Source organism: Flavobacterium sp. B167r (assembly GCF_056824315.1).
The window spans coordinates 1,230,622-1,244,729 of sequence record NZ_CP124859.1 but is presented as its reverse complement, the minus strand read 5'-3'; the positions used below and the strand labels follow the sequence as shown (position 1 = coordinate 1,244,729).

The following is a 14,108-nucleotide window of genomic DNA, read 5'->3' as shown; positions in this document are numbered from 1 at the left end:
TTTTTTTAAAAAATTAGATTGTTTTTTGATTTTATTTTGTCTGTATCAACGACATAAATAGCCGCAATACTTTCTATTGTGTTTAATTTTTGTTGAATTTCTGAAAAATTAAGCGCCTCTTCGCTATTATCAATCTTCAGGAAAAAATCGACTTTTTTAAATTCAGGAAGTAAATGAATTGTTGTCGAAACCTCACTTGTTTCGTTAGAAAACAAATTCTGGAAATCATTCGTACTCACAGAAATGATTTCATTTTTATTCTGAATTAAATTCCAGGAAACAGCTTTTTCTTCATCATAATAATAGAATCTTGAAAAATTTGCTTCACCTTCCTTAGTTTGAGCATGGATCTCGTTTTTGCTCTTACTTAAGTTAATCGGAAGGATTTTATTAATAAAATAAGCCAATCTATAATCTTCTAATGAAGTATGAATTGCCATTAAATAATAATCAATTTCGTCAAATTCGTCTAAATCCAATTTATGAATAGCCATGTCTTGAAAAATCAAGTTGTAAATATACTATTTCTAAACGGAGCATCAACAGTTATGACATGCTTGTTTTGTTAAATTATAAACGAAAACGTTGTAGCCTTGTGATAATTACAACATTTTTGCAGCTATTTCTTGTCAATTTTCTCTTGAAATGCAAAATAAGCCCTTTGCGATGCTTTTTCTTCTGCTTTCTTTTTTGAAGTTGCTCGCGCTCTTGCGACAACTTTATCATCAATACTCAATTTGACACCAAATAAACGCTGGCCGTCTATACCGTTATCTTCAAAAATGTCATAATGAAAAACTCTTTTTTCTTTCTGGCACCATTCGATAACAAGGCTTTTATAACTTATAACTTTTCCTTCTAGTCGAGCAATATCGACATAAGGAGTAACTACTCTCTTTTGAATAAATTTCTCGCAAAAAGCATAGCCTTTATCTAAATAAATTGCTCCAACTAAAGATTCAAAAATATTACCATGAATGTTTTCTCCAAAATGCTGAATTGGCACTTTGCTTTCTACAAACTGTACTAAATTTAAATCTTTTCCTAATTCGTTCAAATGTTCTCGGCTCACAATTTTAGAACGCATTTTGGTTAAGTAACCTTCGTCGCCATTTGGAGCTTTATTAAATAAATGCGCAGCAATAACGGCACTTAACATAGCATCTCCTAAAAATTCTAAACGTTCATAATTAATAGGATGTCCATTTTGGTCTAATTTATTAGATGAGCGATGTGTGAAAGCTCTCCGATAAAAATCAACATTTGTAGGCGGAAAACCAAGAATTTTCTGAATAGTGTCAAAAAAAATCCCGTCTTCTAGAGAACGGGATTTAGAAAATATTTTCTTGATAATATTCATATACAGAAATTAGTCAACTAATTTTTTAAACAATACGCAAGCATTATGTCCACCAAAACCAAATGTATTACTCATCGCAACATTTACTTCTCTTTTTTGAGGTTTGTTTAGAGTAAGGTTTAAAGATGGGTCAATGTTTTCGTCAACAACTGTATGGTTAATCGTTGGAGGAACAATTCCGTGTTTCATTGCCAAGATAGAAGCAATAGCTTCGATAGCTCCAGCAGCACCAAGTAAATGTCCTGTCATTGATTTTGTAGAGTTGATATTGATGTTTTTAGCATGATCTCCAAAAACTTTACTAATCGCTTTTAACTCTGCAACGTCTCCTAATGGAGTTGAAGTTCCGTGAGTATTAATGTGATCAACTTGGTCAGGTGTCATTCCAGCATCTCTCAATGTGTTTTCCATTACAGCAATAACTCCAATTCCTTCTGGATGTGGTGCAGTTAAGTGGTAAGCATCAGATGACATACCTCCACCACCGATTTCGCAGTAGATTTTTGCACCTCTAGCTTTAGCATGCTCATAATCTTCAAGAACTAATGCTCCTGCTCCTTCTCCTAAAACGAAACCATCTCTGGTTGCATCAAAAGGTCTTGAAGCCGTTTCTGGACTTTCGTTTCTTGTAGATAAAGCGTGCATTGAGCTAAACCCTCCCATACCAGCAATTGTAACAGCAGCTTCAGAACCACCAGAAACAATAACATCGCACATTCCTAAACGAATGTAGTTGAAAGCATCGATTAATGCGTTTGCAGAAGATGCACAAGCAGAAACCGTTGTGTAATTTGGTCCCATATATCCGTTACGCATAGAAATATGCGCAGGAGCGATATCAGCAATCATTTTAGGAATAAAGAAAGGATTGAACTTTGGAGTTCCGTCCCCTTTTGCATAATACAATACTTCATCTTGGAAAGTTTCTAAACCTCCAATTCCTGCTCCCCAGATAACACCAACTCTTTGTTTGTTAACGTTATCATTTGTGATTCCAGCATCTTTAATAGCTTCATCACTGGCAGCAACAGCATATTGTGCAAATTTATCTAGTCTACGAGATTCCTTGCGATCCATGTAATCTTCAATATTGAAGTTTTTCACTTCGCAGGCAAATTTCGTTTTATGCTTCTCTGTATCATAATATGTGATCGGAGCGGCTCCGCTAACCCCATTCACAAGTGCATTCCAATAATCCTGGATATTATTCCCAATAGGAGTAAGTGCACCTAATCCTGTTACAACAACTCGCCTTAATGCCATAAATATGTTTTTTGTACTTTAAACAAATAAAACCCACGCTTTCTTAACTTATTGTTACTTAAGAGCCATGGGTATTACAATAAAATTATATCTTGTTTGATTGAAAATCAATCGAAATTTAAAATTAAAAAAAATAATAACACCCGACTCTTAAAAATTTCAAAAATCAAAAATCAAATTCCAATTGGAACTTGGAATTTCAAAAATTGGGATTTTTAGAAATCGGGTGTGGTATTATTATTTTTTTGCTTCTTCGATATAAGAAATAGCTTGACCTACAGTAGCAATGTTTTCTGCTTGATCGTCTGGAATTTGAATATCAAATTCTTTTTCGAATTCCATAATAAGCTCAACAGTGTCTAATGAGTCAGCTCCTAAATCATTAGTGAAGCTTGCTTCTGTTACAACTTCGTTTTCGTCAACACCTAATTTGTCTACGATAATCGCTTTTACTCTTGATGCAATGTCTGACATAATCTTTAATTTTAGAATTTAATTTGTTGGCAAAAATAAAAAACTTTATTTTAAAACCATGATTTAGTTAATAAATGTAACACTAATTTATAAAATTAATTTCAAGAAAGGTCTTTTAAAGCTATTTATTTTCGATTTTTATTCCGTTTTTTGCACTCTCAAAACACACAACTTTATGAAAAAAATTATCGTTTTCGCCTCAGGATCAGGAACTAATGCAGAGAACATTATAAAATATTTTTCGAACACTGAAATTGCAAAGGTCGTTTCGGTCTTTACAAATAATGCTTCGGCAAAAGTGATCGAAAGAGCAAAAAATCATCAAATTCCTGTCGAAATCTTCTCAAAAAACGAACTTTTAGAAAGAAAAGTACTGCAAAAAGTACGGGAAATCGACCCGGATTTGATAATCTTGGCTGGCTTTTTACTAAAGTTCCCAGAAAACATAATCGAACAGTATCCAAACAAAATAATTAATATTCATCCTGCCCTTTTACCTAATTATGGAGGCAAAGGAATGTATGGAATGCACATACACAGAGCAATTGTAAACAATAAGGAAAAAGAAACTGGAATATCTATTCATTATGTAAATGAAAACTATGACGAGGGCGGAATTATCTTTCAAGCGAATGTTGCCTTAACAGATGAAGATACTCCAGAAACAGTTGCAGAGAAGATTCATGAATTGGAACAAAAACATTTTCCTGAGATTATTCATAAAATCCTTGAGGAAAATTCTAAAAACTAAAATTAATTTTAAACCATATAAGTCATATAAGTTCATTTAAAAGCAAACCTATATATGCTTTTAATAGCTACGAAATTATTCCAAAAATTCATATCCCTATATAACTTATATGCGCTTTGACTAGCTTAGAAATCATTCAAGTAGGTTATATGCCCTTATATGACTTATATGGTTTAAAACACAAAACAATAATTGGACTCAATCTTAGATCAATCTAAAATCTGAAATCTACAATCTAAAATAATTAAATGTCTCACGAAGTACATATATATACAGACGGCGCTGCAAAAGGAAATCCAGGAAATGGAGGTTACGGAGTCGTAATGGAATTAGTCGGAACTCCACATAAAAAAGAATTTTACGAAGGTTTTCGTTTGACTACCAATAATAGAATGGAACTTCTAGCCGTAATTGTTGGTTTAGAAAAGCTAAAAAAACCGAACATGAAAGTTTTAGTAATTTCCGATTCTAAATATGTGGTAGATTCTGTTGAAAAGAAATGGGTTATGGGTTGGGAAAAAAAGAAATTTGCCGGCCGTAAAAATCCAGATTTATGGAAACGTTTTTTAATTGCATACCGCAAACACCAAGTAGATTTTAAATGGATAAAAGGCCACAACAATCATCCGCAAAACGAACGTTGCGATCAATTGGCCGTAATGGCTTCAATGCAACCGAAACTTTCTGTTGATGAATATTACGAAACTATCGGATCTAAAGAATAAAAAAAACGCATCAATTAATTGATGCGTTTTTCATTACTAACTAAAATCTTTATTCTTTGTCCAGATCTTTTGCCGTTTTAAACCCAACCAAAAGTCCGATACCTGCCATTATGAAAATAATTGAAGGATAAACAGCGCCATCATTAAGAGAAGTGTAAGTTGTAATTACCAAAGCAAGGAAAATTCCAACACCACTACCGATTAATAAAAATGCCAGGTTTACTACAAGAATTTTCCATACCGAAACTCTATTTGTTTTTGATTGAAAAAAGATACTGGCATCAACACCTTTTTCTATAAGTGCTAAACGTTCTCTGTTTCTTGTTGAGTAAACTAAATAAACGATCCCAAAGATCATTGCAAAAAAACTAAGTGGTACTAAAATTTCTGGTCCCATGATTTTATATTTTTTAATTGATTGATACTCCATATGACGACACCTTTTAAATTGAGGTTACAAGAATTTGAAAAAAAATTCAAATTTTAAATTTCTTCCGAAACTTCGAGATCAAAACTTACTGATAATCAATTAATTTTAATCCTTGAAACCTTGTAAAAGTTTTAAGCTTTAACAAAGTTCACCTATATATAGTTCCATCAATTGGAATTGGGGATTTAAAAATTGGAATTTTATTAGTTTGGAATTTATTTTAAAATTTCTGTAACCTAAACAAAAGACACGTCGTCTTATATAATATGAGTACTTTAAATGATCAGCATTATATCGATAAAATTCTGCATGGAGAAACGAATGTTTTTGCTGTGCTGGTCGATCGTTATAAGGATATGATTTTTACATTGGCACTCAAAATGGTTAAAAATAGGGAAGAAGCAGAAGAAGTTGCGCAAGATACTTTTATAAAGACATATAATTCTTTGAATAAATTTAAAGGAGATTCGAAATTTTCTACCTGGATTTATAAAATTGCCTACAATACCTGTTTAGATCGTTTGAAGAAAAACAAAAAAGAAGATAATAACATTTCAATCGATGAATTTTCTTCTCATTTAATTAAAACAATGGATAATGCCTTGAGCGCTTTAGAAGATAAAGAACGCAAGCAGGCAATTCAAAAATGTTTAAATTTGTTACCAAGTGAAGAAAATTTCCTGCTGACTTTATTTTATTTTGAAGATCAGAGTTTGGAGGAAATTGGAAAAATCATGAATATAAATGCTAATAATGTCAAAGTAAAATTATTTAGAAGCAGACAAAAATTAGCAGTTATTTTAAAAAAGCAGTTAGAACCCGAAATAGTTGAGTATTATGAAAGAGAGCGATAAAAACTTAGAAAATCTTATTGACAAAATGATGGCTGAAAACACACTGCAATCGCCATCTGCCGACTTTACTTCGAACTTAATGTCGCAAATTTTTGTTGCCGAAAAAGCAAAAATAAAACCATACAAGCCTTTAATTTCAACATCGACATGGATTTTTATAGGTTTAGTGGCAATGCTGCTAGTTGCTTACAATATTCTTTTTGCGGGAGCAGAAAATAATGTAGAAATAGGAAAAACATACACAGATAAAATTGCAAACATCTTTTCAGGAATACATATTTCAAAAAGTACATTGTATGCATTTTTAATTGTTCCTTTTATGATGCTGATTCAGATTGGGGTTTTAAAAAATTATTTTGATAAGAAGTATGAGTTGTAAAATAATCGCATTTTTTTTCGAAAAAGTTGCAACTTAACTCTAGAAAACATATTTTAAGCTTTCAATCAAACCCATTTTAATCAATTCATTTACAATAGTTTTACTTCGAAATCGTTGTCATTTTTTTAAGAAAATTTTGAGAACCTAAACCATTGCAATATTGTAACTTATAGAGTATCTTTGCACCCTAATTCGAAATTCATAAAATGAATAAACTATTGATTGTTGGAACAGTTGCTTTCGACGCAATTGAAACTCCTTTCGGAAAAACAGATAAAATATTAGGTGGTGCTGCAACCTACATCGGATTATCAGCGTCATTTTTTAACTTGCAATCGGCTATTGTTTCTGTAGTTGGAGACGATTTTCCTCAAGAACATTTAGATTTATTAACTTCAAAAAATATCGATATCTCTGGCATCGAAATTGTAAAAGGAGGAAAAACCTTTTTCTGGAGCGGTTTATACCACAATGACCTAAATTCTAGAGATACTTTAGTTACTGAATTGAACGTTTTAGCTGATTTTCAGCCGAAAGTTCCTCAAAACTATAAAGATGCTGATGTTGTAATGTTAGGAAACTTACACCCGTTGGTACAAAGCAGTGTTTTAGATCAAATGGAGAAAAAACCAAAATTAGTTGTTTTAGATACAATGAACTTTTGGATGGATTGCGCTCTTCCAGAATTATTAGACGTTATCAAACGTGTAGATGTTATTACAATCAATGACGAAGAGGCAAGACAACTTTCTGGTGAATATTCATTAGTAAAAGCAGCTGCGAAAATCCAAGATATGGGACCAAAATATGTGGTCATCAAAAAAGGAGAACACGGAGCGCTTTTATTCCACAACAGAGAAGTATTCTTTGCACCGGCTTTACCATTAGAAGATGTTTTTGACCCGACTGGAGCAGGAGACACTTTCGCAGGTGGTTTCTCTGGATTTATTGCGCAAAGCGAAAACATTTCGTTTGGCAATATGAAAAATGCAATTATTTATGGTTCAAATTTAGCTTCATTCTGCGTAGAGAAATTTGGAACTGAAAGGATGGAAACATTAAGCAAAGCCGAGGTAGCGATTCGATTACAGCAATTTAAGTCGTTAACTCAGTTTGACATAGAAATATAATGCCTAAGAGCCTCGGTAAAACGGGGCTTTTTTATTACGTTAATACACACAACTTACACAACACACAAAAAAACAAAAAAAATGAGCGACGCTTTAAAACACGAATGTGGGATAGCTTTAGTTAGACTGCTTAAACCGCTTGAATATTATAAAGAAAAATACGGAACTGCGTTCTACGGAATTCAGAAGATGTATTTAATGATGGAAAAACAGCACAACCGCGGACAAGACGGGGCTGGTTTTGCAAGTATCAAGTTTGATGTTGATCCTGGACAGCGCTATATCAGCAGAGTTCGTTCAAATCACGCACAACCAATACAAGATGTTTTTAAACAAATTAACGAACGCATTAGCGAAGAGTTAAAAGCGAATCCAGAATTGGGTGACGATATGAAAGAGTTAAAAGCAAACATTCCTTATGTTGGAGAATTGTTTTTAGGTCACGTACGTTACGGAACTTTCGGAAAAAATAGCATCGAGAGTGTTCACCCATTTTTACGTCAAAGTAACTGGATGCACCGTAACTTGATTTTGGCAGGAAACTTTAATATGACGAATGTTAAAGAACTTTTCGAAAATCTGGTTGAGTTAGGACAACATCCTAAGGAAATGGCTGATACTGTCACAGTAATGGAAAAAATTGGCCATTTCTTAGATAAAGAAGTTATGCAGTTATACCAAGATTGTAAAGCTGAAGGTTACTCAAAAAGAGAGGCTTCTCCGGTAATTGCTGAGCGTTTGGACATTGCTAAAATCTTAGGCCGTTCGGCTAAAAACTTAGATGGAGGTTATGCAATGGCTGGTTTATTAGGTCATGGTGATGCTTTCGTATTTAGAGATCCAGCGGGAATTCGTCCAGCTTACTTCTATCAAGATGATGAAGTAGTAGTTGTAGCTTCTGAAAGACCTGTTATTCAAACGGTATTTAATGTTCCTTTTGAAAGCGTTCAGGAAATCGATCCAGGAAATGCTTTAATCATCAAAAAAAGCGGTAAAGTATCAATGGAGCAAATCCTTGAACCTACAGTAAAAAAAGCTTGTTCATTCGAAAGAATTTATTTCTCAAGAGGAAGCGATGCTGAAATTTACCAAGAACGTAAAGATCTAGGTAAATTAATTTTACCTGCGGTTCTTAAAGCAATTGATAGCGACACAGACAACGCTGTTTTCTCTTATATTCCAAATACAGCCGAAACATCATTTTATGGTTTAGTAGAAGCTGCTCAAGATTTCTTAAATCAGAGAAAAAACAATTATATTCTGGAAAACAGAAATACACTTACAGCCGAAACGCTTCAGGAACTTTTATCTGTAAAAATACGTACAGAGAAAGTAGCAATTAAAGATGCTAAACTTAGAACTTTTATTACCGAAGACAGCAGCCGTGACGATTTAGTAGCTCACGTTTACGACGTTACTTATGGCGTAATTAAACCAGAAGATAACTTAGTTATTATTGACGACAGTATTGTTCGTGGTACTACATTAAAAATGAGTATCATTAAAATGATGGATCGTTTAAAACCAAAACGTATTGTAATCGTTTCATCTGCTCCACAAATTCGTTATCCAGACTGTTACGGAATCGATATGGCGAAACTAGAAGGTTTAGTTGCCTTTAGAGCAGCACTTGCTTTATTGAAAGAAAGAAACTTATATCATATTGTAGATGAAGTTTATGCTAAATGTAAAGCACAAGAAAACTTTCTTGATAAAGATGTTGTAAACTATGTAACAGAAATTTACGATCAATTTACGCAAGAGGAGATTTCAGATAAAATTGCAGAAATGTTGAGCTCACCAGAAATCAATGCCGAAGTAAAAATCATCTTCCAAACTGTAGATGATCTACACAAAGCGTGTCCTAAAAATTTAGGTGATTGGTACTTCACTGGAGACTACCCAACTCCTGGTGGAAATAGAGTTGTGAATCGTGCCTTCATGAATTTTTATGAAGGAAAAGATGCTCGAGCTTATTAATAAAATACTAACAAAAGGTTAAATTGTGCATTTCATCGGTTTTTTTTGCCGTTCATCCTATTTCTTTGGTGAAATTGAAAAGCTATGATACTTTTGAGATACCATAACATTAGTAGGTTAAGTTTATGGTAGATTTGGGGCAAAAAGGGCGGAAGAAATTCCGCCTTTTTTATTGGAACAAACCCAATCTATTTATAAACAGCCAATTATACCTTTTAATTGGATATACTTACCTTTCAACTAATTTTTTTTCTTCACAATAATAACTGCCATACATTTACTAGACCATAACATTAGCAGGTTAGTTTATGGTAGATTTGGGGCAAAAAAGGTGGAAGAAATTCCGCCTTTTTTATTTAATCCAATCAACCACCTAACAAACAGTTAGTTAACTTCTTTTTATCGAATTTAATTGCGCTTCATCTGAAAAATTTTCTTTATAATAATACCCGTCATACATTTACTGAACCATAACATTAGCAGGTTAGTTTATGGTAGATTTGGGGCAAAAAAGGTGGGAGAAATTCCGCCTTTTTTATTGAAATAAATTTAGAAATATCCAAAAAACATCAATACAAGTCTTTAATCGGATATTATTGCATTTTATCCGAAAAGTTTCTTTGAAAACAACAAGTGCTGTATCTTTATAAGACCATAACAATAGTAGGTTAAGTTTATGGTAGATTTGGGGCAAAAAAGGTGGAAGAAATTCCACCTTTTTTATTTTCTCTTTTTTAGAAATAGAGAAAAGATCAAAGAAAATAGACAAATTCTAAAAATAAAAAAAGACGAGCATCTTTCGATACTCGTCTTTTCTCTATATTCTTTACTCTATTTTCTTATTTGTCTAAAGCAAATCTTCTAGCAACTTCTGTCCAGTTGATTACACTGAAGAAAGCTTCAATATAATCTGGTCTTCTGTTTTGGTAGTTTAAGTAGTAAGCGTGTTCCCAAACATCCATTCCTAAGATTGGAGTTCCACCGTTACCAGCAACTTCTGGCATTAATGGATTATCTTGATTTGGAGTTCCTACGACTTCTAATTTTCCACCTTTTTGTACTGTTAACCAAGCCCATCCTGAACCAAATTGAGTTGCTCCAGCTTTAGCAAATTTTGCTTTAAACTCTTCAAAAGTTCCAAAAGAAGCTTCAATAGCTGCTAATAAATCTCCTGTTGGCAAACCTCCTCCGTTTGGAGACATTACTGTCCAGAATAAATTGTGGTTGTAAAAACCTCCACCATTATTACGAACTGCTGCGTTTGATTTATCTAAGTTGATTAAGATATTCTCAATTGTTTTTCCTTCTAAATCTGTTCCAGCGATTGCTGCGTTAAGATTTGTAGTATATGCATTGTGGTGCTTTGTATGATGGATTTCCATTGTACGTGCATCAATATGTGGTTCTAATGCATCGTATGCATAAGGTAATTGTGGTAATTCAAAAGCCATGGTATTATGATTTTTATGGTTTATAAATAATTTATCCCAAATTTAGACATTTAACTTTGGAATTGAAAATACTATTTCGTTATAATTGAATTTAATTAACTGATAATTTATGTTTTTACTACATAAATAACTGAAAATCTTTATTTTCCATTAAAGGTAGTCATTGTATTTTCTAAACCAGCAGTCCCAAATGTTCTAATTATTTCCGCAGAAATTTCTAAGCGTTCAGTCAGCTTTGCTTCTTCTTCGGCATTCCATTCTCCTAAAACATAATCTACCTGCTGTCCTTTTTTAAATTGATCGCTAATACCAAATCTGTAACGAGTATAGTTTTGTGTATTCAGAACCAAATTGATGTTTTTAAGTCCGTTGTGGCCTCCGTCGCTTCCTTTTGGTTTAATTCTAATGGTTCCGAATGAAAGGTTTAAATCGTCTGTAATGACCAAAATATTCTCTAATGGAATGTTTTCTTTATCCATCCAATACTTTACCGCTTTTCCGCTTAAATTCATGTAAGTGTTTGGCTTTAAAAGAAAAAAGGTTCTTCCTTTAAATTTGTATTCTGCCATTGAACCTAATTTTACAGTTTCAAATGAAAGGCTTTCTTTTTTAGCTAAAAAATCAAGCACTTTAAATCCGATGTTATGTCTGGTGTTTACGTATTCGGCTCCGATATTTCCTAATCCGACGATTAAATATTTTTTCATATTGTCTATGTTCTCTTCTTTTGGTGTTGATGAAAACAGTTTTGTTATCCATTTTATCATTTGGCAAAAGTAAGGTTAATTAGGGAATTAGAAAATGTGCCAATTGAATAATTAGATAATTTGAGAATGTGGAAATTAGACAATTATCTGCTGGTTGTAGTTTAACCTCTTTGTTCGCTGAGGATTTGTGAGAGAATTGGTGAGAATAGCGCGCTGATGATACGGATTTTATTTTGTATACAATTATTGTCATCCTGAGCGAAGTCGAAGGAACACAAGAAGCTCGACAATCTTGATCTTAAATATTGTAAGGGCTTCGACTTCGCTCAGCCCGACACTAAAAAACTTAAAAAAAAAGACTCTTTCTCGCTAGCCCTGACAGGAGCGGTATCCTTTTTCTGGTTTCTTTAACCAGGAAAAGATTTAGCGGATGGCAGGAATGTCACTTCTTATGAAAACGGATGTTTCTGCTTCTAAAAAAAAAATTAACAATTAGAAAATGGGGCAATTAGAAAATTAAATAATTCTTTTACGCATAAAAATTAGGCGAAGAAAAACTCAGAACCTTAGCATCTTAGAACCTCAGCAGCTCTAAAGAAAAAAAGCCCCAATCGTAAGATTGAGGCTTTTTGTATTGAGTTGAAAAAATTATTTTTTCTTTCCTTTTGCAGGAGCTTTTGCAGCTTTTGCTGCTTCTTGAGCAGCTTTCATAGCAGCACGAGAAATTCTTACCTGAGCAACAACTGTGTTCTCTGGGTGCATAATTTTGTACTCTGGTTTTCCAACTTTAGTAACGTATAATTTGTTACCCATTTCAAGTGGAGTGATGTCAGCTTCAACGAAATCTGGAAGATTTGCTGGTAAAGCTTTAACTTTTAATTTACGTTGGTTCAAACGTAAAACACCTCCTGCAAGAACACCTTTAGATGTACCAACGATTTTCACAGGAACTTCCATTGTGATTTCTTTATCATCAAATAATTGGAAGAAGTCAATGTGTAAAATTTTGTCTGATACTGGGTGAACTTGGATATCTTGCAAAATTGCATTGAATGATTTTCCTTTTCCAAGCTCAATCACAACTGTGTGTGCGTTTGGAGTGTAAACCAAGTTTTTGAACGCTGCAGCGTCTGCTGAGAAGTGTACTGCTTGATTTCCTCCGTATAACACGCAAGGAACCGCTCCAGCATTACGTAAGGCTTTAGTTGACACTTTGCCCACGCTTTCTCTTTCTGATCCTTTAATTGTAATTGATTTCATTGTAAAAAAATATAGTTATTAAATAAATATTCTTGTTTGCTATAAGCTTTAAGCAATAGGCTTTAGGCTTTCTGCACAAAGTAATAAAGCTTACAGCCTAAGGCCTACAGCTTATTGCTTCTTACATTATAAATTTTCCACTGATGGAATTGTTGTGGTGAACCATTTGCATTACCTCAGCAAATAAAGGCGCACAGCTTACCACTTTTATTTTCTTTGATTCTTTCTTTAACGGAATTGAATCGGTTACGATTAATTCTGTTAGTTTCGAATTTTCAATTTTCTCGTACGCACCGCCAGATAAAATAGCGTGTGTACAAATTGCTCTTACACTTAGTGCTCCCTTTTCGATCATTAGGTCTGCCGCTTTCGCTAAAGTTCCTCCTGTATCGATCATATCGTCTACTAAGATTACGTTACGTCCTTTTACTTCACCAATAAGCTCCATAGTGTCGATAACGTTGGCTGCTTTTCTTTGCTTGTAACAGATTACTACATCTGATTCTAAAAACTTAGAGTAAGCATATGCTCTTTTTGAACCTCCCATATCTGGAGATGCAATTGTTAGATTTTCTAACTTTAAACTTTCTACGTATGGTAAAAAGATTGTAGATGCAAATAAATGATCTACTGGTTTTTCAAAGAATCCTTGAATTTGATCTGCGTGCAAATCCATTGTCATGATTCTTGTTGCTCCTGCAGCTGTTAATAGGTTTGCTACTAACTTTGCTCCAATCGGAACTCTTGGTTTGTCTTTTCTATCTTGTCTTGCCCAACCAAAATAAGGCATAACAGCTGTAATGTGTCTTGCTGATGCACGTTTTGCCGCATCAATCATTAACAACAATTCCATCAGATTATCTGCACTTGGAAAAGTTGAACATACGATGAAAACTCGTAATCCTCTAATTGACTCTTCGTAAGACGGCTGAAATTCTCCATCGCTATACGTTGACATCGTTACTTTTCCTAACGGAATTCCGTAGTCTTTTGCAATTTTTTCTGCAAGATAAACACTTTGTGAACAAGCAAAAATTTTAGCTTCTGGTTCTAGGTGCGACATTATATGTGTTTGTTTTATTCCGCTAAATTTATTAGAATTTAACTTTAACATTTCTGTAAAGCTCAATACGCTTAAATATCTCGGATGTAGTTAGTTGTGTGTGCTTCGTTTTAACGAGCTGCAAATTTATAAAATTTATTGACACCGAAAGTAAAAAATTTAAGTATTTTTAGTAGTTCGTTTAAATTTATTTTTTACATTTGCACCGTGTTAAAGGAACGACATCATTTATGACTTCGTTCTATTGCGTTAAAATAATCACTTTTGATTGTTTTTTCGTC

Annotated in this window: 15 protein-coding genes; 6 read left to right on the top strand and 9 right to left on the bottom strand. The window is 33.4% G+C overall.

Annotation, left to right across the window (positions count from 1 at the left end; genetic code table 11):
- Positions 1-5: 5 nt before the first annotated feature.
- The 4 genes from QLQ96_RS05700 to QLQ96_RS05685 all read right to left on the bottom strand — a co-directional run bounded on the left by QLQ96_RS05700 (position 6) and on the right by QLQ96_RS05685 (position 3,097).
- On the bottom strand, positions 6-494 hold the full coding sequence (locus QLQ96_RS05700) for an IPExxxVDY family protein (protein ID WP_482495412.1): 489 nt from the start codon (positions 492-494) through the stop codon (positions 6-8).
- Positions 495-619: 125 nt separating this feature from the next.
- Positions 620-1,360 (bottom strand): ribonuclease III, encoded by a 741-nt coding sequence (gene rnc / locus QLQ96_RS05695; protein ID WP_482495411.1) that lies wholly within the window; start codon positions 1,358-1,360, stop codon positions 620-622.
- 9 nt (positions 1,361-1,369) lie between these two features.
- Positions 1,370-2,623, bottom strand: coding sequence for a beta-ketoacyl-ACP synthase II (gene fabF / locus QLQ96_RS05690; protein ID WP_482495409.1), 1,254 nt, complete (start codon positions 2,621-2,623; stop codon positions 1,370-1,372).
- 237 nt (positions 2,624-2,860) lie between these two features.
- Positions 2,861-3,097 carry an acyl carrier protein gene (locus QLQ96_RS05685; RefSeq protein ID WP_007137004.1) on the bottom strand — a complete coding sequence of 79 codons (237 nt, stop codon included), beginning with the start codon at positions 3,095-3,097 and terminating at the stop codon, positions 2,861-2,863.
- 175 nt (positions 3,098-3,272) lie between these two features.
- Between QLQ96_RS05685 and purN the strand changes: the two genes are divergently transcribed.
- On the top strand, positions 3,273-3,848 hold the full coding sequence (gene purN / locus QLQ96_RS05680) for a phosphoribosylglycinamide formyltransferase (RefSeq protein ID WP_482495407.1): 576 nt from the start codon (positions 3,273-3,275) through the stop codon (positions 3,846-3,848).
- A gap of 248 nt (positions 3,849-4,096) precedes the next feature.
- Entirely contained in the window at positions 4,097-4,573 is a 477-nt protein-coding gene (gene rnhA / locus QLQ96_RS05675) for a ribonuclease HI (protein WP_482495405.1), read from the top strand.
- Between the two features lie 49 nt (positions 4,574-4,622).
- Here rnhA and QLQ96_RS05670 read toward each other — a convergent pair whose 3' ends face one another.
- On the bottom strand, positions 4,623-4,970 hold the full coding sequence (locus QLQ96_RS05670) for a DUF6249 domain-containing protein (RefSeq protein WP_379695722.1): 348 nt from the start codon (positions 4,968-4,970) through the stop codon (positions 4,623-4,625).
- Between the two features lie 299 nt (positions 4,971-5,269).
- On the opposite strand from QLQ96_RS05670, the gene QLQ96_RS05665 reads away from it, so the two are divergent.
- The 4 genes from QLQ96_RS05665 to QLQ96_RS05650 all read left to right on the top strand — a co-directional run bounded on the left by QLQ96_RS05665 (position 5,270) and on the right by QLQ96_RS05650 (position 9,346).
- The gene (locus QLQ96_RS05665) at positions 5,270-5,857 is read left to right on the top strand and encodes an RNA polymerase sigma factor (RefSeq protein ID WP_482495403.1); all 588 of its coding nucleotides are present in this window, start codon (positions 5,270-5,272) and stop codon (positions 5,855-5,857) included.
- Positions 5,841-6,236: a hypothetical protein gene (locus QLQ96_RS05660; RefSeq protein WP_482495401.1), complete on the top strand. Its 396-nt coding sequence runs from the start codon at positions 5,841-5,843 to the stop codon at positions 6,234-6,236. The genes QLQ96_RS05665 and QLQ96_RS05660 overlap by 17 nt, the downstream gene beginning before the upstream one ends.
- A gap of 206 nt (positions 6,237-6,442) precedes the next feature.
- Positions 6,443-7,366, top strand: coding sequence for a PfkB family carbohydrate kinase (locus tag QLQ96_RS05655; protein WP_426483343.1), 924 nt, complete (start codon positions 6,443-6,445; stop codon positions 7,364-7,366).
- Between the two features lie 81 nt (positions 7,367-7,447).
- Entirely contained in the window at positions 7,448-9,346 is a 1,899-nt protein-coding gene (locus tag QLQ96_RS05650; RefSeq protein ID WP_482495399.1) for an amidophosphoribosyltransferase, read from the top strand.
- Positions 9,347-10,185: 839 nt separating this feature from the next.
- Here the strand turns inward: QLQ96_RS05650 and QLQ96_RS05645 are convergent.
- The 4 genes from QLQ96_RS05645 to QLQ96_RS05630 form a co-directional block, all read right to left on the bottom strand.
- On the bottom strand, positions 10,186-10,797 hold the full coding sequence (locus QLQ96_RS05645; protein ID WP_035646435.1) for a superoxide dismutase: 612 nt from the start codon (positions 10,795-10,797) through the stop codon (positions 10,186-10,188).
- 140 nt (positions 10,798-10,937) lie between these two features.
- Positions 10,938-11,564 (bottom strand): aminoacyl-tRNA hydrolase, encoded by a 627-nt coding sequence (gene pth / locus QLQ96_RS05640; protein ID WP_482495397.1) that lies wholly within the window; start codon positions 11,562-11,564, stop codon positions 10,938-10,940.
- 588 nt (positions 11,565-12,152) lie between these two features.
- Entirely contained in the window at positions 12,153-12,764 is a 612-nt protein-coding gene (locus tag QLQ96_RS05635) for a 50S ribosomal protein L25/general stress protein Ctc (RefSeq protein WP_482495395.1), read from the bottom strand.
- A 121-nt stretch (positions 12,765-12,885) separates the two neighbouring features.
- Positions 12,886-13,827 carry a ribose-phosphate pyrophosphokinase gene (locus QLQ96_RS05630; RefSeq protein WP_177211423.1) on the bottom strand — a complete coding sequence of 314 codons (942 nt, stop codon included), beginning with the start codon at positions 13,825-13,827 and terminating at the stop codon, positions 12,886-12,888.
- Positions 13,828-14,108: the final 281 nt, after the last annotated feature.